This window comes from Marinobacter goseongensis (genome assembly GCF_023156235.1).
Taxonomy (GTDB): domain Bacteria; phylum Pseudomonadota; class Gammaproteobacteria; order Pseudomonadales; family Oleiphilaceae; genus Marinobacter; species Marinobacter goseongensis.
This window is the reverse complement of the sequence record NZ_JAKZAI010000014.1, coordinates 1-20570: the sequence shown is the minus strand read 5'-3', so window position 1 is coordinate 20570 and position 20570 is coordinate 1. Positions and strand designations below refer to the sequence as shown.

17 protein-coding genes and 1 tRNA gene are annotated in these 20570 nt (G+C 59.8%); 8 read left to right on the top strand and 10 right to left on the bottom strand.

Translation table 11 applies throughout. From position 1 onward, the window contains the following. Positions 1–32: 32 nt before the first annotated feature. The 6 genes from ectB to MLC70_RS13380 form a co-directional block, all read right to left on the bottom strand. Entirely contained in the window at positions 33–1301 is a 1269-nt protein-coding gene (gene ectB / locus MLC70_RS13405) for a diaminobutyrate--2-oxoglutarate transaminase (protein ID WP_248184573.1), read from the bottom strand. Between the two features lie 168 nt (positions 1302–1469). Next, entirely contained in the window at positions 1470–1985 is a 516-nt protein-coding gene (ectA, locus tag MLC70_RS13400) for a diaminobutyrate acetyltransferase (RefSeq protein WP_248184571.1), read from the bottom strand. Positions 1986–2134: 149 nt separating this feature from the next. Next, positions 2135–3085 (bottom strand): metallophosphoesterase family protein, encoded by a 951-nt coding sequence (locus MLC70_RS13395; RefSeq protein WP_248184569.1) that lies wholly within the window; start codon positions 3083–3085, stop codon positions 2135–2137. A gap of 9 nt (positions 3086–3094) precedes the next feature. After that, entirely contained in the window at positions 3095–4498 is a 1404-nt protein-coding gene (locus MLC70_RS13390) for a sodium:solute symporter family transporter (RefSeq protein WP_248184566.1), read from the bottom strand. 157 nt (positions 4499–4655) lie between these two features. After that, positions 4656–5627, bottom strand: a complete 972-nt coding sequence (locus MLC70_RS13385; RefSeq protein ID WP_248184564.1) for a radical SAM protein — start codon at positions 5625–5627, stop codon at positions 4656–4658. 80 nt (positions 5628–5707) lie between these two features. After that, on the bottom strand, positions 5708–7903 hold the full coding sequence (locus MLC70_RS13380; RefSeq protein ID WP_248184563.1) for an FAD-dependent oxidoreductase: 2196 nt from the start codon (positions 7901–7903) through the stop codon (positions 5708–5710). A 466-nt stretch (positions 7904–8369) separates the two neighbouring features. Between MLC70_RS13380 and MLC70_RS13375 the strand changes: the two genes are divergently transcribed. Then, positions 8370–9545 (top strand): ADP-ribosylglycohydrolase family protein, encoded by a 1176-nt coding sequence (locus MLC70_RS13375; protein WP_248184562.1) that lies wholly within the window; start codon positions 8370–8372, stop codon positions 9543–9545. A gap of 45 nt (positions 9546–9590) precedes the next feature. Here MLC70_RS13375 and MLC70_RS13370 read toward each other — a convergent pair whose 3' ends face one another. The 3 genes from MLC70_RS13370 to MLC70_RS13360 form a co-directional block, all read right to left on the bottom strand. After that, a complete protein-coding gene (locus tag MLC70_RS13370) occupies positions 9591–10283 on the bottom strand; it encodes a TVP38/TMEM64 family protein (protein WP_248184560.1) in 693 nt (230 codons plus the stop codon). A 62-nt stretch (positions 10284–10345) separates the two neighbouring features. Next, on the bottom strand, positions 10346–11197 hold the full coding sequence (locus MLC70_RS13365) for a UDP-2,3-diacylglucosamine diphosphatase (RefSeq protein WP_248184559.1): 852 nt from the start codon (positions 11195–11197) through the stop codon (positions 10346–10348). 152 nt (positions 11198–11349) lie between these two features. Then, the gene (locus tag MLC70_RS13360; RefSeq protein WP_248184558.1) at positions 11350–11976 is read right to left on the bottom strand and encodes a YbhB/YbcL family Raf kinase inhibitor-like protein; all 627 of its coding nucleotides are present in this window, start codon (positions 11974–11976) and stop codon (positions 11350–11352) included. Between the two features lie 193 nt (positions 11977–12169). On the opposite strand from MLC70_RS13360, the gene MLC70_RS13355 reads away from it, so the two are divergent. From MLC70_RS13355 to MLC70_RS13340, 4 genes are all read left to right on the top strand, one after another. Further along, a complete protein-coding gene (locus tag MLC70_RS13355; RefSeq protein WP_248184556.1) occupies positions 12170–12913 on the top strand; it encodes a spermidine synthase in 744 nt (247 codons plus the stop codon). 136 nt (positions 12914–13049) lie between these two features. Further along, positions 13050–15164 (top strand): NosR/NirI family protein, encoded by a 2115-nt coding sequence (locus MLC70_RS13350; RefSeq protein WP_248184553.1) that lies wholly within the window; start codon positions 13050–13052, stop codon positions 15162–15164. Positions 15165–15246: 82 nt separating this feature from the next. Next, positions 15247–15852: a TetR/AcrR family transcriptional regulator gene (locus MLC70_RS13345; protein WP_248184550.1), complete on the top strand. Its 606-nt coding sequence runs from the start codon at positions 15247–15249 to the stop codon at positions 15850–15852. Between the two features lie 175 nt (positions 15853–16027). Beyond that, positions 16028–17338, top strand: a complete 1311-nt coding sequence (locus MLC70_RS13340; protein WP_248184547.1) for an NAD(P)/FAD-dependent oxidoreductase — start codon at positions 16028–16030, stop codon at positions 17336–17338. A 21-nt stretch (positions 17339–17359) separates the two neighbouring features. Here the strand turns inward: MLC70_RS13340 and MLC70_RS13335 are convergent. Then, a tRNA-Gly gene (locus MLC70_RS13335) sits at positions 17360–17433 on the bottom strand. 126 nt (positions 17434–17559) lie between these two features. On the opposite strand from MLC70_RS13335, the gene MLC70_RS13330 reads away from it, so the two are divergent. The 3 genes from MLC70_RS13330 (at position 17560) to MLC70_RS13320 (ending at position 20447) form a co-directional block, all read left to right on the top strand. Next, positions 17560–19293: a potassium/proton antiporter gene (locus MLC70_RS13330; protein WP_248184542.1), complete on the top strand. Its 1734-nt coding sequence runs from the start codon at positions 17560–17562 to the stop codon at positions 19291–19293. A 156-nt stretch (positions 19294–19449) separates the two neighbouring features. Continuing rightward, positions 19450–19956 carry a L,D-transpeptidase family protein gene (locus tag MLC70_RS13325; RefSeq protein ID WP_248184770.1) on the top strand — a complete coding sequence of 169 codons (507 nt, stop codon included), beginning with the start codon at positions 19450–19452 and terminating at the stop codon, positions 19954–19956. 209 nt (positions 19957–20165) lie between these two features. Next, entirely contained in the window at positions 20166–20447 is a 282-nt protein-coding gene (locus tag MLC70_RS13320; RefSeq protein ID WP_248184539.1) for an Lpp/OprI family alanine-zipper lipoprotein, read from the top strand. The last annotated feature ends 123 nt before the right edge of the window (positions 20448–20570 follow it).

Sequence of the window (20570 nt, the reverse complement as noted above, 5' to 3'; positions counted from 1 at the left end):
TGCAGAATGAATGTCCAGATGGAGGTGGCGCCTTACGACGCCTCGCTGATCCCTTCCTGCATGATCTCGTCCACACTTCTGGCCAGCAGCGCGGCACCCTTTCTCAGGTCGTCTTCACTGGTGGTCAGCGGCATCAGACACTTGATGACTTCATCGTTGGGGCCACTGGTCTCGATGATCAGACCGTGCTCGAAGGCCCGCTTGGTGATCGCGCCGGTGATGTCCGCGTGTGTGGCTTCGATACCACGCATCAAACCGCGTCCCTTCATTTTGAACTCACCGGGGTACATGTCGCAAATCGCCTGCAGTGCATCACCCAGAATCCTGGTCTTCGCCTTCACTTCGTTTGCGAAGGCATCGTCGCGCCAATAGGTTTCAACCGCACTGCGGGCGGTGATGAAGGCCATGTTGTTGCCACGGAAGGTACCGTTGTGCTCGCCCGGATCCCATACGTCCAGCTCCGGCTTGAACAGTACCAGCGCCATCGGCAGGCCGTAGCCACTGAGGGACTTGGACACCGTCACAATGTCCGGCTTGATGCCGGCAAACTCGAAGCTGAAGAACTCGCCGGTACGGCCATTACCCGCCTGGATGTCGTCCAGAATCAGCAGAATGTCGTGCTTCTTGCACAGCTCTGACAAGCCTTTCAGCCACTCGGCACGGCAGGCGTTGAGACCACCCTCGCCCTGCACCGCCTCGACAATTACGGCTGCGGGCAGCTCGAAACCGGAGGAACCGTCATTCAGCAGCTTGTCCATGATGGCCAGGCTGTCGACGTCGTCGCCCAGGTAACCGTCGTAGAACATGAAATCAACATTGCCCAGCGGCGTGCCCACACCACCACGGTGGTGTTTGTTGCCGGTCGCCGCCACGGCGCCCATGGTGACCCCGTGGAAACCGTTGGTGAACGAGATGATGCCGTTACGGCCCTTGACCTTGCGCGCCAGCTTCATGGCCGCTTCCACGCAGTTGGTACCGGTGGGGCCGGTGAACTGCATTTTGTAGTTCAGGCCGCGGGGATCCAGAATGTACTTCTTATAGGACTCAATGAAGTTGTGCTTGGCCGTGGTGAACATATCCAGGCCCTGGCTCACGCCATCGGCTTCGATGTATTCGAGCAGCGCCTGCTTCAGGATGTCGTTATTGTGGCCGTAGTTCAGGGAGCCGGCACCGGCGAGAAAGTCCAGGTATTCCTTGCCGTCTTCGGTGTACAGATGCGCATTCTTGGCGCGATTGAAAATCACCGGAAAAGCGCGGGAATAAACGCGTACTTCAGATTCGGTCGACTTGAAAAGTTCCATTGTCTTGCCTCTTAGCATGTCAGGTTCGAGGTGTCTGTGGGCAGCCCGTCGGGTACAGTCGCGATCAGCCAGCCACACATTCGTCAGAGCCGTGGCGACAGACCTGCCTCAGTGGTCTGCCGGCTCATCCAGAAAGCGGTCAGTAATGCCTGCGTCGTTGACTGACGCTCAGGCTGGCTTGGTGAAAGGCCCGATGCGCAGCAGGAACTCGGAATCGTGCTTGCCGCCGAAGTGGGTCTCTTTCTCAAAATGCTCGTGATAGGTGAGCTCGGCCCCCAGGTCACGCGCGAACGAACGGAACAGCGCCCACGAGGCTTCGTTGTCCTCGGTGATGGTGGTTTCCAGGTGCGTTACACGTTTGCACGCATCGCGGCCCACAATCTCTTTCAGCATCCGCTTGGCCAGGCCCTGTCCACGACCTTTTTCATGAACTGCCACTTGCCACACGAATACGGTGCCGGGCTGTTGGGGAGGGATGTATCCGGAGATAAAGCCGACCAGATCGCCGTCCTTCTCCGCGGCCACGCCGGTGTCGGCAAAGTGGCTGCACTGCAGCAGGTTGCAGTAAATCGAGTTGGGGTCCAGCGGAGGGCATTCCGCCACCAATCGATGGAGCCTGTAGCCATCATCCTTGACCGGTGTACGGAGGGTGATGGCGGTGGTATTCGATCCTTCTGATGTCATAGCGTGATGGTTTCGCGTCAAAAAGTTAGGGCTAAATTATATAGACCACAAAATATATTTCAAGTTGGGGCCGCTGGGTGCACGCCACAGACGCCCGACCCGTTGTTTAAGAATAGCCTCTATTAAAGCAACCGCCAGTGACAAAACGGTTAAGGAAGCGCCGGGAAAACAATGCGCTCCGGCATCAGCGAAGTCCCGCTGACCAGACGATCGCGGTAGGAGATGGCGGCCGCTGAACCCGGCGACCACAGTTGGTCAAATGCTTGTAACCAGGCTTGCAACGGGTACGCCACCGGCAGCAGCGTGACATTAAGACCGTGACTCTCAATACCGGCCACAGGCTCAGCCACGGGGCTTGTAAATCCAATGCGGGTAATCAGTCCACGGGGGTCGGACACCAGGTTGCCCATACCCGCCGCACCGTTATTGGCCACCGCGCAGGAACGACCGTCCACCGTTCCTTTCCAGAGAACCGGCAGACAGGTATGAGTGGAAACAATCAGATCCACACCGCTGGCGCGGAACCAGTCTGCCAGCCGGGCTTCGTTGCCCGCGGCGAAAGATTCGTAGGCAAGCCCCCAGCCCGCCAGAGACTCCGGATCGCCGTGAAGCACCAAAACCTTTAGGCCTCCAAATATAAGACACCGATAACGCGGCAACAGCGACAAGCGCTTGAGAATGTCCGGATGCTCGCCGGCGGTGGCCTGCAACCGCTCCATCATCCGGTTGGAGCGCTCAACCACACCCTGATCAACAAACGCCGGATAGGCGCAACCGCAACCGGCACCCGGACTCGGATTGGCCAGCTCATAGTCCACATTGCCGAGGTTGACGGTGTGATCCAGCACCCGGTTATTGATGTCACGAAACAGGGCATCGCTGGCATTGAACCAGTTAAAGTCGCCATTGAAGACCAACTTCACACGATGACCCTGCCGCTCCTCGGCAAGGGCCATTTCCTCAATCTCATCCAGGGCATAGGGATTGCCGTAGAGACCGCCGATCACATACAACACATCCTCGGACACCCGCGTCGGGTTCTCCGCTAGCGTGGCCGGATCGTAACGGTATGCCAACGGACAGCTGCGGCCTTCCGTCATGTTGCCCCCTCAGGCCTCGCCGGCGGCCAGCGTGCGGCCGGCCAGTCGCCGCAGCACCAGGGGCAGGAAGAAGCCTGCCGTACAGATCAGAAAACCGTAGGCATTAACGCCCAGCAGCATGGCGTAGGCACCCTCACCAATCGCCCAGCTTGCGGGAATCAGCCCCACCGTCAGCAGCACACCCAGCGACAGGCCGGTCCAGAAGCTCAGATGGAAACTCCAGGGCGACCAGCGGGTGAAACCATAGAACAGAAACACCGGCGCCAGACCCATGACCATCGTACCGGAGATGGTCGTAGCCTTGAGGATGTCAGTGCCGGCAAACATCGGCAGGTTGCCAAGGAGCGCAAACACGATCATCACCAGCGCACCGACCCGCATACTCGGTAATTTATCCGAGGCCCGGCGGGCCAGCCGGGGCAGATCCACGGCCAGGGATTTCGCGAGCGATGAAAAGGTGGAATCCAGCGTTGAGCCTGCTGAAGTCATCATCACCACGCTCATGAAGAACAGCGCCGCCAGCCCCAATGACTGTCCCACAGCCGCAGGCGCATTGCCCATGGCGTCGATACCGTTCAGACGGGCATGAACACCTACAAGGCTGAATATAAACACCGCCACAAAGCCCAGAAGCCCGGCCACCACAAAGCTCTTGAGCATGGTCTTTTCTTTGTTCACGAAGCCCCGATCGGTGAGCACCGGATCGTGGAAGGGGTAACTGAACAGCTGCAGCAGAGCCACCAGCAGCAGGTCAAAGCCGGCGTTAAGCCTGAATTCGCCGTTGGTCAGTAGCGCGCTGGTGTCGTTGGCGGGAATAATCAGGAACAACACCGCCCCGACGAAAAACACAAACACGAACGCCTGAATGACATCGGTGAAGATCGACGACCGCAGACCACCCTTGAGGCTGTAGGCCAGGGTAAACACGGTGAACAGCATCGCCGCGGAGTAGTATTCCCACTCTCCGGGCAGCCCGAAGTAACCGCCGACAACGGCGGTGTTGCTCCAGACTTCGTTGTACAGCCGGATCAGGATGGCCGCCGCAAACGCCAGACTGGCGAGCCGGCCAAAGCGGGACGTCAGAAAGTCCTGCAGGCTGCGGGCGCCGGTCTGGGTACGGATCAGGTAGATCACATAACCGGCCACGGGGATGGACAACCAGTAACTGGCATACGCCAATCCGCCCACCACGCCATAGGCGGCACCGAGGTTGGCGGCGTTGGTGACCGACTTGGCGAAAATCCAGCTGATGAAGATACTGGCAGTCAGTGACCACTGACCCACCGGGTTGCCGTTATCATCCGCGCCTCTGTAGAACGAATTGGCGTTCTTGCTCTTCGGCGACAGCACATACATGAGTACGCCGTAGACCAGCAAAAATCCCCAGAACAGGGAGGCTTCAGTAAAGTTCATTGTTCGTTTCCGATTCGTTATTTTTTGGTTTGGGGGCAGGCCGGCCAGGAGGGAATGAGTGTCTAAAACGGAGAAGCGTGGCTTCTTTTAATGTTTTGGACACTCATTCCCCCCTGGCCGGCCTCCACCTCTGGAAATAGCCGTCGGTCATCTCACGTCATCCGGGCGCCGAACAACTGGCGCCAAATCGATAACAGGAGAAACACCGGTGATGCCGCAGCATGATGCGTTCCTCCATGCTCTCGGCCAGCGTGCCGCCCAGATCGTACTGGGGATCATCGTCCACCAGGGTGCAGGCATACACCCGCACCTGCTCGCCCTTCTTCACCAGCATGCGCGTGTAGGTGCACATGAAATGAGAACGGGCTTCCCGGGTCGGGTACTTCTCCATGCAGGTTTCGGTGATCTCCGGGCTGCCATCCTCCGAACCCGGCGCCCCGAGGTCGGGAAACGCGGTAAACGACAGATCGTCCGGGATATTCCACTCCCGGAAGATCTCACGGAACGCGGCCTCGACGCGGGACGGTAGTTCATCCGGATCGGTCTGGCGGGCAATGGATACTTTGAAACCCTGCTCGATCAGCCAGTGGATGCCTTCCAGCGCCTGATCGAAGCTGCCTTCGCCACGATCCTTGTCGTGGCGGGCGCGATCCGGGAAATCCAGGCTGACGCGGAAATGAATCGGATAGGGGTTGTCCAGCAGCGGCAGCACCTGGTGGCGGCGTTTCAGCAGCGGTTCGGTGGCATTGGTGAGCACGAAGCAGGGCCGGTGCTGGCTGGCATAATCCAGAATGTTAACGAAATCGCGAATCACGAACGGCTCGCCACCGGTGAAGGAGAACTGCTCCACGCCCATGTCGATGGCTTCGTGAATGAACGGTTTCACGTCACTGAGCTTCATACCCGGGATACGCCCGTCGCCGGGGTGCGAACCTTCGAGGCAGAAGGGGCAGGCCAGGTTGCAGGCAGTGCCGGTGTGGATCCACAACTCTTTCAACTTGTCCGCATCAATGTAGCCCCGCGGGTCGCCGTTGCGAGTGTGGGTCCAGCTGTCGGACGCCCGGGGTTCGAGAACTTCCACGGCCGGAATGCGCTTACTGCGGGGCGGTCGGGTTTCGGTCAGGGGCATGGATGCTCCTCGGAGTTTCAATGGTGTCGGTTGTCAGACACGGGTGCGGCGGTTTCGTTACACCTGGCACCCGATCTTGTTCAACTTGTTGTTATCTCTTTACGTTTTTCCTGCGGGTTCCGACCTTTGCCACGACGCCAGCCGTGCAGCTTCTCCAGCAGTTTCAGAATGCCTGCGGGCGCGTGGTCTCGCTTCCATTCGCCCGCGGCGTACTTGGCCGATTCGTTCCAGGTGGGGTACGGATGAATGGTACCCAGTATCTTGTTCAGCCCCAGCCCGTGCTTCATCGCCAGGGTGAATTCGGCCAGTATCTCACCGGCGTGGGAGCCCACCACCACAGCGCCCAGAATCTTGTCTTTGCCCGGCGGCGTCAGCACCTTGATAAAGCCGTAGTCTTCGCTCTCGGCGATGGCCCGATCCAGATCGTCCAGGCCGTAACGGGTCACCTCGTAGGCGACGCCCTGTGCTTTGGCTTCCGCCTCACTGAGGCCCACCCGCGCCACTTCTGGCGAGGTGAAGGTCACCCAGGGCATGACACGGTAATCCACCTTGAAGCGCTTGAACTGACCAAACAGGCCATTCACCGCCGCATACCAGGCCTGATGAGCCGCGGCGTGGGTGAACTGATACGGCCCGGCGACATCGCCGCAGGCGAACACGTTCGGGAACCGCATACTCATGTCCTCTTCCACCGGTACGGTGCCGTTGGGCAGGGTGTCGACCCCGATGTTCTCCAGCCCCAGACCGGTGGTGTTGGCGGCGCGCCCCACAGCGACCAGTACCTCGTCAAAGGGGATGCGCACGCGTTCGCCCTGATGTTCGCAATACACCACCTTCTCGCCGTCTTCCACCGCAAATTCCCTGGCGGCATGGCCCAGCCTCAAATCGATACCGTCTCTCTCGAACTGCGCCCTGATCAGCTCCGAGACATCGTCGTCTTCTTTCGCCAGCAGGCGATCGCCCATTTCCACCTGAATCACCTGGCTGCCCAGGCGCACAAAGGCATGGGCGAGCTCGGACCCGATGGGGCCACCGCCCAGCACCAGCAGCCGCTGCGGCTGGTCCTGCAACTGCCACAGGTTGTCCGAGTTCAGGGGGTTCATGTCCTGCAGTCCCGGAATCGGTGGCATGGCTGGCTTGCCACCGGTGGCCACCACGATACTGCGCGCGGTCAGTCGCTCGGTGCGACCGTCGTTGTGTTTTACTTCCAGCTCCCAGGGAGATACGAAACTGGCCTCGCCGAAGATGCAATCCACGCCGAGGTTGCGGTAACGCTCGGGTGAGTCGTGGGGCTCAACCTTGGCCACCACCTCCTGCACGCGACTCATGATGTTTTTGAACGAGCCCTTCACCGGCACTGATTCGAGGCCGTACCGGTTGCCATGACGCATGGTATCCGCCGCCTTGGCACTGCGAATCAACGCTTTCGAGGGCACGCAACCGGTGTTCAGGCAGTCACCCCCCATTTTGTGCTTTTCGATCAGGCCCACTTTGGCTTTCACCGCGGCGGCAATGTAGGAGGACACCAGCCCTGCGGACCCGCCGCCGATGACCAGCAGGTTGTAATCAAAGTGCTCCGGCTTCTTCCAGCCGGCGTACACCTTGCGGCGGCGGATCATGCCCACCACAAACTTGGCGATCAGCGGAAAGATCCCAAGCAGGGCAAACGACAGCAGCAACTCCGCGGAGACAATATCGCCGGTGGACTGAATCTGTCCCAGCTGAGTGCCTGCATTCACATAGACAAAGGTACCCGGCAGCATCGCCAGCCAGCTTACCAGGGCGTAGGTGCGCAGCTTCATCCCCGTCAGGCCCATGGCCAGATTGATCAGGAAGAACGGAAACACCGGCACCAGGCGCAGGGTGGCCAGGTAAAATGCACCGTCCTTTTCAATGCCACGATCCATTTTCGCTACCGTTTCCCCGTAGCGCCGGCGCAAGGTGTCACGCATCAGAAAACGGGCCACGACAAAGGCCAGTGACGCACCAACGGTCGAGGCAAGGGAAACTGCTGCGAGACCATACAGGTTGCCGAAAAACGCGCCCCCCGCGAGGGTCATGATGGTCGCCCCGGGCAGCGAAAGGGCTGTTACCAACACGTAGATCACCACATACCCGAGCACCGCAACCAGCAGGTTCTGTTCAATCCAGTTGCCCAGAAGTTGCTGGTTATCCTTGAGGTTCTGCAGCGTGAGCACCTCGCCACCGCCGCTGGCAATAAACCCGATGACAACCGCCGCAATCACAGCGATCAGAATCCATTTTTTCAACGTCATGAAGCTATCCTTTTGATCTGAGCTTGATACCTGATGCCGCTAAGACACGGGATTGGTGAAAGTGTTACAGAAACACTGAAACTTACCTCGCGCCGTTGCCCTCTGTCCCCGTTTTACGGGATCGCATCATGAAAAGTGTCAAACTCCGCTCAATATTCTCTAACAATTTGATCACAGACGTTATCAGTCCGATCCGTACGGGGAAACGATGCGCGATTCGATGGCCAGCCACCATTCTTGAACATTCACTCACACAATTCACTATAAAAAGAAACCGTATCGCGGCACCAGGCACACAGATGTCCGGGCCGACCTGACCATGGGCAACACCGCGACGCATCGTCAGCACCTGCTCCGGCCCAGCCGTTCAGAACAAGTCCCCATTCGCTTGCTACCCGTACGCATTCCCCGTACACCTTGCGTATGGAAACCGTACGATCCGCACCTGACTGACCGGAGGCACCCCATGATCAGCAATCTGCCCAGCAACAGACAACCCGCTGTCATCACTGCCCTGGCCGGCGGCTGGGTGGCGGACGCCGCCAGCCTGGGACTGCATTGGCTTTACGACAGCCAGCGAATCCATGAGGTGGGCGGCCAGTCACCGGAATTCCTGACGCCGAAGGCCAGCTATTTTACGGGCGGCTTTGGGTACTTTGCCCACGACGGAAAACAGTCCGGCGATATCAGCCACTATGGCGCGGCCACCGGGGTGCTGATCGACAGCCTCCTGGCCAGTGACGGCAAGCTGGATATCCGCGATTACCAGCGGCGTTTCCGGAGTTTCTTCGGGCCGGGCGGGCCATGGATCGGCTTTCTGGATAACCCGACACGGGTGACCCTGAATAATCTGAACAACATTGAACAGAACGCCATCGACCAGGCCCTGGCGACCACGAAGGCTGATCTCACCGATCAGCAGAAGCGGATACTGGTGCAGAAAGTGTTGCCCTACACCCGCTGCCTGACGGGCAAGGAACTGGCAGCGCCGGTTCGCCAAGCCATCGACCTGACCTATCATGAAACCGACATTCAGGAAGCAGGCGTTCACATTGCTGAAACCATCGACCAGCACCTGCTGCCACAAAGCGGTGCCGATGACATGCAACTGCCCGCCGTATCCAAACTGGCGCCACTGGTCGCCTGCTATTGCGGCAGCGATAAACTGATGGAGGTTACCGAAGCGGCGGTACGGGTGACCAATCACAACGACGAGGCGGTGGCCTGGGCAAAATGCGCAGCGACCCTTCTGGACCAGCTTTTTCAGGGCAAGCCCATGTCGTCAGCCCTGGAAGCTGCCAGGACCGGGGCGCCGGATCAGGATAACCTGAGCCATGCCCTGTCCGGTTCGTCACTGGATGCAGTCAAAGCCGGCGACACCTTCGGCCGCACCTGTTACCTGCATGAGGCCATGCCGGTGATCTTTCACATCCTCAGCCATGCCAGCCGTTATACCGAAGCCGTCCGCGCCAACATCCACTGTGGCGGCGACTCCTGCGGCCGCAGCTGGATTATCGGCCCAGCCATGGCGGCGATTCACGGGGTTGGCGGCGAACAGGGTATCCCCTTGAGCTGGCTGGCCCGGGTGACGGACGCCAAAGCTCTTTTTACAGATAGTGAGTCACTGGTGAATGGCACATAGTCACCCAGGGGGGGCAGGAGAACGAGCCAAGAGGCTGTCTATCGCTCACTCCCTGCGATTCAGTTCCAGCCAGGCTGCCAGCCGGGAATGCGGGCGTCGGCCGAGATACAGCGGTAGCACGCTCATCACCACCAGGATCGTGATGGCCGCGACTACGGTCACCACCGGATTCAGTTCGAAACCCTGACCCAGACCGGCAAACACAAAGGTCATGGGGAGCATGCCCAGTGCCGTGGCCAGGGTGTAGCGCCAGAGGTGAATCGCCGTGACCCCGGCGGCGTAGCTGATCAGGGCAAAGGAAAACAGGGGGATCAACCGTGTCAACACCACCGCGATAAACAGAAATCGCTGGGAACCCTGCGCGGAAAACACCGGGTTGTTGTCCAGTTTGCGCTGGACAGCTTCACGCCCGAGCACGCGCGCCAGATAGAAAGCGATAAGAGAGCCCGCAAGCGCGCCGGCCACCGCAATGGCGGTGCCCCCGACTACCCCGTAAACCAGTCCGGACGCGGCGCTGATGGGCAGGGTGGGAATCGGACCCACCACCACCGCCAGAATCATCATCAACATCAGAAACAGCGGTCCGAAGGCGCCCTGCTGGGCAAGCCAGTCTGACAACGCCCCCGGGGAGAGGCTCGCGGGCATGCCCAGTTGACGCAGCAGCAGCCAGATCGCGGCCATCAGCAAGGCCACGATGGCAAGAAGGGAGACACGGAAAATCCACGGTGAACGGTTCATCACCGTATTCTACCCGCCGCGCGGCCATCGTACAGAACCGATGACTCGGGGCCCGGCCGGGATCAACTGGCCAGGCGGTTCACCTGTTCCACAAACCCGGCGGGAACCACATCCAGGATGGGGCGGGCATCGCCGCACACCTCCGGATGGGGTGCATCAGGTTCGACCGCCAGCACCACCGGTGACTCGGACCAGTGCAGTAGTTCCAGCCGGCCGTTCTCCCGTTCCACCAGCGCGGTGCAATGTTCCACCCAGTCGCCATCGTTGCAGTACAACCCGTCCTCGCTGCGCAAGAATCCGGCGGAATGGATATGGCCGCAGATAAAGCCATCGTAGTTGCCCTTCTCGGCCACCGTCAGCGCCGCGAGCTCGAACCGACGAATAAAGGTACGTGCCTTGCCGATCCGGCTTTTGACCCAGGATGCCAGCGACCAATAGGGCTTACCCTTGATGCGGCGCCAGGCGTTGAACCAGCGGTTCAGTCGCAAGAGGACGCCGTGGGCCCGATCGCCCACCAGCAGCATCAGCGGACTGCAGCGCACCACCTGATCAAACTGATCGCCGTGACAGACCATGAATCGACGGCCATCGGCGGTGGTGTGAATCGCTTTGTAATGGAGCTCGATGCCGGCAATGGTCTGGCCGCAAAAACGGCGCAGAACATCGTCGTGATTGCCGGGCACATAAACAACCCGGGTTCCGGTGGCAGCCAGCTCCATGAGTTTGTGAATGACCGCGTGGTGGGAGGGCGGAAAATGCACGCGCCGCTGCATGGCAATCAGATCGACGATGTCACCGACCAGATAGAGGGTTTCGCACCGCACTTGGGTCAGAAAGTCCAGCAGATACTCCGCCTGGCAATCCGCCGTGCCCAGGTGCACATCGGAAATGAACACACTCCGGTAGTTCCTCATGTCGTCTCCCGCCATTCAACCGTTCCGGATGACAACACTCTGTCAGCGGGCGGTGACGGCAGGGTGACAGCAAGACGACAGTTTGATGACCGAACGCGGCAATCCGGCCCGGTTGCCGGGCCGGCCACATTCGTGGGAACGGTGCGACAGAGCTACTGACGAAGGTCCGGATTCAGGGTGTAAGTGCCGGTGACGCGGGCACTGGCCAGCACATGCCCGGCCATGGCTTCGCGCACATCGTTGCCGTCAAACTCACCCTGCAGACCCAGGCTTTCCACATCCAGTGCGTGCACCTCGAAGTGGTAGTGATGGATAATTTCATCGTTCCAGGGCGGGCAAGGGCCATCGTAGCCGGCGTACACACCCGCCATATCCGGGTTGCCAGCGAGGAACTGGGTGTAGTTATTCACCCCGCGAATGCCCACCGGGCCCGGGCCGCACTCCTTGCCCTTGGGGCGCACGCCATCGCTGTCTTCGCCCTCGGGAATAAGACGGATGTTGGCCGGCACATCCACCAGCAACCAGTGGAAGAAATCCACCCGCGGTATGTCTTTCGATACAATCTTGCCTTCCTGGTTCACATCGTCTGCCACACTGGGCACGTCCGGGTCGAACATCATCACGACAAAGCTCCGGGTGCCCTCGGGGGCTTCGTCCCAGGCCATTTCGGGATTGCGGTTGGGGCCGAAGCTCATATGGTCGGCCTCACTGTAGACACCGAAGGCAAACGCCTCCGGAACAGGCTGACCTTCTTCAATTCCTCGAACGTCCAGTTTCACGGCTTTGCCTCCTGTTGATCATGGGCGCTAAGCTCGCCGACAGTGTCTGCGACGGGCCTGTTCTGTGATAATACGGTTTTAACAACGGTGATACACGTCTGTCCAGACTAGCAGATGCCAACCGCCGTCACACAGAACAGGTCTACCTGCTCATGGCAGGAAACCACAACAACCAGGCGAGCCTCACACCCGGATGTTCAACAAAGGCGAAATCATTCACCACACCCGGGATGCTCTTGGCAGCATTCTGGTTATTGATTACCGCAAACACCGGGTGCTGACCTTCAATTCGATGTTCGAGCAGAGCAAGATTGATCGGCGCTACCCGCATCTGCCGGTTCATGAATACAACCGCGCCATGCTGTTGCCGGCGGTGTTCGCTAACCCGGCGCACGTCACCGTGCTCGGTCTCGGCGGCGGGGTGATGGCCAGCGCCCTGCTGCATCTATACCCGGCGTGCCGGGTGCATGCGGTGGAGTTGCGGCAAGCGGTGCTGGATACCGCGCGCGAATTTTTTGATCTGCCCGACAGCCAGCGCCTGACCGTGACCATTGCCGACGCACGGGATGCCCTTGAACGGCTGCCGGATGCCAGCACCAACATGATCCTGGCGGATCTCTACAACGCCGACCGCATGAGCCCGGCCCAGGCCCAGAAGCAGTTTGTGGAGGACTGTGCGCGGGTGCTCGACGGCGACGGCTGGCTGGTGTTGAACTACCACCGCACCCCGGACCCCGAAGGGCCCTACTTCCGCCAGCTCAAGCAGCACTTTGCCGTGCTGCTGATGTTCACCAGCAAGAGCAAGAATACCGTGGTCTACGCCAGCAAACGGCACTTCGAATCGGTGCACTCGAAGGATCCGCTGCTGGCGGAGCTCGAGCATCGCCTGCCCATTGACTGGTGCGGTCTGATGACCCGGGTGCGCCGCCTGGGCTGAGTCTGCCTCCAGTCACGGCCTTTCACCACCACCTCTTATCACAAAGTAGCAGTCAGCTGGCTCTGAGGTCGCATTGAGACCCAGGGCAGAGTCTTTAGCATGGGGAATCAAAACAACATAAACACAGGGGTAACCCATGGCTGGGCGCATCCTGCTCCTTTTCGCCTGCCTGTTACTGGCCTCTCCGGCCCATGCGGAGCTGTCAGACACCAAACGGGCACTGATTCAGGAGCTGTTTCCGTCAGCAACGGTGATTGAAGAAAAGCTGCCTGATTTCCCGGTCTATCCGGTGTACCAGTTGCAGGAGCTGCTTGGCTACGCCTACGAATCCATCGACCACAGCCGGCTTCAGGGCTTCGCGGGAAAACCCATCCGCCTGTTGGTCGGACTGGACGCTCGCGGCCGGTTTACCGGAGTGAAGGTATTGCATCACCATGAGCCGGTCTTTCTTCACGGCCTGGGTGAAGCGCCTCTGTTCGAATTCGTTGACCAGTACCAGGGCCGCTCGCTGCGGGAACAGATCATCGTCAACACCTCCAATACTAACCGCTCGGGCGCCCGCAGTGATGGCAACGTGGTGCATTTTGACGGGGTAAGCAAGGCCACTGTGTCGGTTCTGATTATCAATGACACGGTGCTGTCCTCGGCGCTGAAAGTGGCCCGTAATAAGCTGGACGGTTTTGCCCAGAGCGCGCCAACCCGGGCCAGAGCGAATTTCTTTGAACCTCTGGACTGGCAGCAGCTGGTCGAACGGGGCTACCTCGGTCGTGGGACAATAACCGTCGGGCAGGTTGAGGCGGAACTCGGAAGACCCCTCGCGAACTACCCCGAAAACGTCGCACCGGACACCGGCGAACCCTTTGCGAAGCTGTTCTTCGGCTATCTCAATGCTCCCATGGTGGGCCGCAATCTGTTGGGCGACGAAGGCTATCAGCGACTGATGGGGCGCCTGGGCGACCAGGTTCAGATTCTTGCGGTAATGTCGGGCGGTCGCTATCCCCACCTTGCCGCGGATTTCGTACCCGGCAGCTCCCCCGACCGGATCGGCCTGGTCCAGAACAACCTCGCGGTGGAGCTGCGGGATCTCAACCTGCTTGACCAGAATCTCACCATCGAGGCGCCGGGCATGCCGGCGCTGGGAGTACACACCCTGTTCCGCATCGGCGGCAATGCGGGGTTCAATCCGGGCGCCGAAGCGACACTGCAGTTCAACATCGAACTTGCCCGCAACCACCTGATTGTGGACCGTGCCAGCTTCGACTTGCCCGTGCGGTTTGACGGGGACATGTTCGAGACGGTGGCGGTGGCCCCCAATCCCGAAGACACCCGCGCGCCCGTCTGGGTCGGCCTGTGGCAGGAACGCTGGTGGCAAATTGCGCTGCTGGTGCTGGGTCTGACGACACTGACCGTGTTCTTTGCCCGACAGCGGACGCTGAGCCGACACCCGAAACTGGTGCATCGTTTCCGCTGGGGATTTCTGTTTTTTACCCTGTTCTTTATCGGCTTCTACGCTCAGGGGCAGCTCTCCGTTGTCAACATCTACACCCTGTTCCTGGCGATCTGGGACGGTTTCTCCCTCAACGTGTTCCTGCTCGACCCGGTCATTTTCATCCTCTGGACCTACACCTTTGTGACGCTGTTTATCTGGGGGCGAGGACTGTTCTGCGGCTGGTTATGCCCGTTCGGCGTACTGCAGGAAATGGCGGCGTGGCTGGGAGAAAAACTGAGCATCCGCCAGCTCAGGATCCCGGAGCGCTGGCACCGGCGCCTGATTCTTATCAAGTACCCGATTCTGTTGGGACTGGTGGGCACTGCGTTCTATTCGCTTACCCTGGCGGAGCAACTGGCGGAAGTGGAGCCCTTCAAAACCAGCATCACGCTGCTATTTGTGCGCTACTGGCCTTTCGTGGCCTACGCCGTTGGCCTGTTGATCATCGGCATGTTTGTACACAAGTTCTATTGCCGCTATCTGTGCCCGCTGGGTGCCGGTCTGGCGGTGCTGGGCCGATTCCGGTTGTTCAGCTGGCTGGATCGGGTGGAGCTATGCGGCAATCCCTGCCAGCACTGCAAGAACGCCTGCGGCATCAACGCCATTCGCAAGGACGGCCGGGTAGACTACGACGAGTGCATTCAGTGCCTGGAGTGTGTGGTCATTCTGCGGGATGACGAGGAGTGCGTGGATAAACGGCTGAAAACCAAACAGCGGATCAAGCAGGCCCATATCCTGGCAACGGATGCGGGCGACACCTGAATGATAACGGTTGTTGTTATTGAATAGCCGCGCACGCTACACTTGAGCGACTATTCAACACAGGGTACCGGTGTATCGTTGTATGGCCAGACACGCACGCTATGATCGCAAAACCGCTCTCGACAAGGCCGTGGGTCTGTTCTGGCAGAAGGGCTACCATGGCAGCTCCATGAAACAGGTCGAGCAGGCACTGGACATGCGTCCCGGCAGTATCTACGCCACATTCGGCAGCAAAGACGACCTGTTTGCCGAAGCGCTGGCCAGCTACGCCGAGCAAGCTGGCCACGGGCTGGCCCTGCATCTGGAGCAGTACGACTCCCTCGTTGACGGCCTGCAGGATTACCTGCGCAACATTGCCACCAGCTGCAACCCGGCACTCGCGGCGCCGGCTCGAGCCTGCATGATCGTCAAGACACTGCTGGAAGCCACCTATACCCACGGCGTGCTCGCCGAGCAGGCCAACAGCATTCTGGCCGCGATCGAGCGCTCACTTACCGAGCTGTTGGAACAGGCCCGAGCGCGGGGGGAGCTGGCACCCAACACGGATTGCCAACGTCTGGCGCGGCTCATCCAGGCACAGATCATGGGGTTGCGGGCCATGGGCGAGCGCGATCTTCGCGCCGAAGCGCTGCAACAGCTCGGTGGCGATATGGCATCCATTCTGGACAGTTACCGCACCCATCATTGAGACAGTCTGTTGATTTCGGGACGGTGGTACGTTGGTAGAATTGTCTCCATCACCCCGCCAACGTTAGACTTGGTTTTGCCGTAATATCACCCCGTCGGTTCCGCACGCCAGTGAGGACAGCCAAGCGCTTTCGCCTGAGAGCGCTTGGCTCTCTTCACTTCAAGGTATGATTGTTATGGATAACCTTCATCACATCGTGGTCGTTGGCGGCGGCGCCGGCGGTCTCGAACTGGTCACCAGCCTGGGCAACAGACTCGGTCGGAAAAAACGGGCACGGATTACTCTGGTGGATTCCGGACTGACCCATGTCTGGAAACCGCTGCTACACGAAGTGGCCTCCGGCTCTCTCGACGCCAACGCCAATGAAATCAACTACCGCGCCCACGCCCGCAAGCATCACTATGAGTTCCAGCTGGGCCGCATGACCGGGCTTGATCGCCAGACGAAACACCTGGTGATTGCCCCGTTTCACGATGAAGACGGCACCGAAGTGGTGCCCGAGCGCCGCATCGCCTACGACACCCTGGTGATGGCCGTTGGCAGTACCGCCAACGATTTCGGAACACCCGGCGCACAGGACCATTGTCTGTTCCTGGACAGTCTCAAACAGGCGCGGCGCTTCCACAACCTGATGCTGAACGCCTTCCTGAGGAAAAACCACGAAGCGCTGCAAGGTGGCCAGCACACCCTGCACATCAACATCATCGGTGCCGGCGCCACCGGTGTCGAACTGGCCGCCGAGCTGCGCCTGGCGTCGCGGGAATTGCCGGTGTACGGCATGAATCACCTGCAGGCTTCCGACGTGTCGATTACCGTGATCGAAGCCGCTGACCGGATTTTACCGGCGCTCCCCGGGCGGCTCTCTGCAGCTGCAACCCGGGAGCTGGAACGCCAGAGCGTGAAGGTGCTCACCGGCCAGCCGGTCAACGAAATCCGCACGGAGAGTGTGGTCATGAAAGATGGCACCGAACTGCCCTCGGAAATGACCATCTGGGCCGCAGGCATCAAGGCACCCGGTTTTCTGACCGCCCTGGAAGGACTGGAAACCAATCGTAGCAATCAGTTGGTGGTGGAGCAGACCCTGCAAACCACCGCGGACCCCGACATCTATGCCTTCGGCGACTGCGCGGCCTGCCCACAGCCCGACAGCGAGCTGACCGTGCCTCCGAGAGCCCAGGCCGCCCACCAGCAAGCCGATGCGCTGTTCAAAACCCTGTGCAACCGGCTGGAGGGCAAGCCCGCGATTCCGTTCGTATATAACGATCACGGTTCACTGATCAATTTCAGCCGCTACACCACAGTGGGCAACCTGATGGGCAATCTGTCGGGGCGCAGCATGTATATTGAAGGCAGGGTGGCGAGGTTGTTCTATGTTTCCCTGTACCGTATGCACCAGGTCGCCCTGCACGGGTTTCTCCGCACCGGCATTATCTGGCTGATGGACCGCATCAGCCGCGCGATGCATCCTCGCCTGAAACTCCACTGAAACGGATGCCTGGGCGCGAATTGGAGCGGGTGAAGGGAATCGAACCCTCGTATGCAGCTTGGGAAGCTGCCGTTCTACCATTGAACTACACCCGCAATTCGGCTGCCGCTCCGGCAATATAAGCGGAGCGACCCGCGGCCGGCAAGCCCCTGCAGCCGGAAATCCGATCACCGCCACTGTGACAGTCCTGATATGCTGTAATCCTGGCAAATGGAGACCCGATGGACCCCACGTTCACCCTGATTGGCGCACTGATGCTGGTCATCAGCATTGTACTCAGCCCGCTGTCGAGCCGGGTGGGCATGCCTGTGCTACTGATTTTCCTGATCGTCGGGATGATCATGGGTGAAGACGGCCCTGGCGGCATTGATTTCGATAACTTCGAGCTGGCCTTTGTGATCGCCAACCTCGCCCTGGGTGTGATTCTGCTGGACGGCGGCATGCGCACCCGCGCGGAAACATTCCGCGTGGGGTTGCGGCCGGCTTTGATGCTGGCCACCGTCGGCGTATTCCTGACCGCCGGCGGCGCCGGTCTGGTGGCGTGGTGGGTGTTCGACCTGCACTGGCTGACCGCATTATTGATCGGCGCCATCATTTCATCCACCGACGCCGCCGCGGTTTTTTCGCTGTTGCAGGGGCGTGGCCTGCACCTGAACGAACGGGTCAGCGCCACCCTGGAAATCGAGTCCGGCAGCAACGACCCGATGGCCATTTTCCTTACCCTGATGCTGGTCACGATGATTGCCAGCGAGGGTCAGAGCGCCGGCTGGACCGCTGTGATCATGCTGGCCGAGCAGTTCGGCATTGGCGCCGCCGCCGGACTGATCGGTGGCTACGCGGTGGTGGAGCTGGCCAACCGCATCCGCCTGACCCCCTCTCTTTACCCCCTGCTGGTCGCCGCAGCAGGCATTGCCGTATTCTCCGGCACCAATGCCATCGGTGGCAGCGGGTTTCTTGCCATCTACCTGACCGGGGTGGTGATCGGAAACCGGCCGGTGCGGATGATGCCAATGATTCTGCAGGTGCACGACGGCCTGGCCTGGCTGTCCCAGATCAGCCTGTTCCTCATTCTGGGCCTGCTGGTCACCCCCAGCGACCTCTGGCAACTGGCCGGGGCCGGGCTGATCCTCGCGCTGGCGCTGATTTTCCTGATCCGACCGCTGACCGTGCTGATCACTCTCTGGCCGTTCGGCTTCAACCGGCGCGAACTGGGCTTTATCAGCTGGGTGGGTTTGCGGGGCGCAGTGCCCATCGTACTGGCGTTGTTCCCGATCATCGCGGATCTGCCTGACTCCCAACTGATTTTTCACGCCGCGTTCTTCATTGTGCTGGTGTCGTTGATCGTGCAGGGCACCACCATGGCGCCGCTGGCACGCAAACTCGGGCTGGAGGTGCCAGCCGGCGAAGACCCTTACCGCCGGCTGCCACTGGACGTTCCGGCCACCGGCGATCATGAGCTGATGCTGTTTCCGCTGAGGGGGGAGAGCTGGAACACGCCCAGACCCCTGGGCCAGCTGCGCCTGCCCGCGAATACGGCCATTGCCGGGGTGTTCCGCGAGCGGATCTGCCACCAGCCCAGCCCCGAAATGGACGTGTTCAGCGGCGATGTCATTGCCATGTTCGCCACTCCCGCCGCGTTGTCCGAATTGGGCAAGGCGCTCAGTGGGCGCCACGCCCCGAAACACCTCGCCGAGCGAGCCTTCTTCGGCGACTTTGTCCTCAATGGCGACGCGTTGTTAGGAGACGTGGAGCAGGTGTACGGTATCGAATTCGACGAGCTACCCCCCGAACTGTCCCTCGCGGAGTGCTTTGCGCGGCGGACTCGCGGACACCCGGTGGTCGGCGACAGGGTGGTTCTGGGCCCGGTCACGCTGGTGGCCAGGGCCACCGAAGCAGACCGCGTCACCAAGGTTGGTCTGAAGATGGACAGCCAGGAAAAAACCCGGTCCGGTTAGGCAACCGTCAAGAAAGTTAACAAAACCAACTCCCTTTCCAAGGGTTGGCTATGCTATAAACTGTGCCAGACCAACATTAATCCTTAGTAAGTTATGCCCATGACGTTCCGCTATTACCTCAGTCTGTTCATCTTTGCCGTCAGCCTTGTCGTGCCAATGCAGGGTGTCTATGCAGAAGATCTGCTGGCCCGTGCCGACACCCGGATGCCGACAGACGAGCCCGCCACGGACGAACTGGCCGCGATCACCAAAGTACTGGTACATAAAAGTGAACGCAGGCTGTATCTGATGGACGATGACGACGTCGTTCGCAGTTACCGGATCTCACTGGGCGACAACCCCGAAGGCCACAAACTGTACGAGGGCGACGAACGCACCCCGGAAGGGGATTACGAGCTGGACTGGCGCAACTCCGACAGCGATTTCTATAAATCGATTCACATTTCCTATCCCAACGTGCGGGACCGGGAACTGGCCAGCGCCTGGGGCCTGGACCCCGGTGGCAGCATCATGATTCATGGCTTGCCCAATGAAGCCGGCGATATGGCGTTCGCTTACACCGGTCTGGACTGGACCAACGGGTGCATCGCCGTCACCAATGAAGAGATGGACGAGATCTGGCAACTGGTCGCCGATGGGACCCCCATTCGTATACTTCCCTGATACGTTTCTGACGGTTATCAAACTTTCTTTTTTATTAAGTTGTTGTCATAACCCAAGAACTTTTACGTATCCTTAGTTAACATTTTCCCGTAGAGTGTTTTACACTGTTTTACGACTCCGGTAGTCAATGCCTATCGGGCCCGGTTTGACAGGAAGTCATCCAGACTTCTGGATCACAGGAAATATAACGACCTATAAGGGGATAAGATATGCGTAAACTGACGATCGCAGGGTTTGCAATGGCCGCCGCACTGACCGCTGGCTGTGCCACTACTGATCAGGGTGCTATCGACGAAGCGAATGCTAACGCTAGCTCCGCTGAGCAAACTGCTGAAAATGCTCTGAACACCGCTAACAGCGCTTCCAGCGCTGCACGCTCTGCCCAGCAGACTGCAGACGAAGCACTGGCTGCTGCGAAAGCTGCCCAAAAGGCCGCTGACGAAGCAAACGAGCGCGCCAAGCGTATGCTCGAGCGTGCCAGCCAGAAGTAAGGCTGAGACGTAATAAAAAAGGCCGGCTAACGCCGGCCTTTTTTATGGTTCATCGCGCTTTACCGGGAAATGCTGCTTTTATCTTCAGAAAGAAGTAGTCGTTATCCCGGTAGCCGTAGGCCA

Coding starts and splice junctions, on each gene's coding strand:
- ectA (WP_248184571.1), bottom strand. CDS start 1,985: ATGACATCAGAAGGATCGAATACCACCGCCATCACCCTCCGTACACCG.
- MLC70_RS13345 (WP_248184550.1), top strand. CDS start 15,247: ATGGCCAGACACGCACGCTATGATCGCAAAACCGCTCTCGACAAGGCC.
- MLC70_RS13350 (WP_248184553.1), top strand. CDS start 13,050: ATGGCTGGGCGCATCCTGCTCCTTTTCGCCTGCCTGTTACTGGCCTCT.
- MLC70_RS13325 (WP_248184770.1), top strand. CDS start 19,450: ATGCAGGGTGTCTATGCAGAAGATCTGCTGGCCCGTGCCGACACCCGG.
- ectB (WP_248184573.1), bottom strand. CDS start 1,301: ATGGAACTTTTCAAGTCGACCGAATCTGAAGTACGCGTTTATTCCCGC.
- MLC70_RS13330 (WP_248184542.1), top strand. CDS start 17,560: ATGGACCCCACGTTCACCCTGATTGGCGCACTGATGCTGGTCATCAGC.
- MLC70_RS13395 (WP_248184569.1), bottom strand. CDS start 3,085: ATGACGGAAGGCCGCAGCTGTCCGTTGGCATACCGTTACGATCCGGCC.
- MLC70_RS13355 (WP_248184556.1), top strand. CDS start 12,170: ATGTTCAACAAAGGCGAAATCATTCACCACACCCGGGATGCTCTTGGC.
- MLC70_RS13365 (WP_248184559.1), bottom strand. CDS start 11,197: ATGAGGAACTACCGGAGTGTGTTCATTTCCGATGTGCACCTGGGCACG.
- MLC70_RS13320 (WP_248184539.1), top strand. CDS start 20,166: ATGCGTAAACTGACGATCGCAGGGTTTGCAATGGCCGCCGCACTGACC.
- MLC70_RS13375 (WP_248184562.1), top strand. CDS start 8,370: ATGATCAGCAATCTGCCCAGCAACAGACAACCCGCTGTCATCACTGCC.
- MLC70_RS13370 (WP_248184560.1), bottom strand. CDS start 10,283: ATGAACCGTTCACCGTGGATTTTCCGTGTCTCCCTTCTTGCCATCGTG.
- MLC70_RS13390 (WP_248184566.1), bottom strand. CDS start 4,498: ATGAACTTTACTGAAGCCTCCCTGTTCTGGGGATTTTTGCTGGTCTAC.
- MLC70_RS13380 (WP_248184563.1), bottom strand. CDS start 7,903: ATGACGTTGAAAAAATGGATTCTGATCGCTGTGATTGCGGCGGTTGTC.
- MLC70_RS13340 (WP_248184547.1), top strand. CDS start 16,028: ATGGATAACCTTCATCACATCGTGGTCGTTGGCGGCGGCGCCGGCGGT.
- MLC70_RS13385 (WP_248184564.1), bottom strand. CDS start 5,627: ATGCCCCTGACCGAAACCCGACCGCCCCGCAGTAAGCGCATTCCGGCC.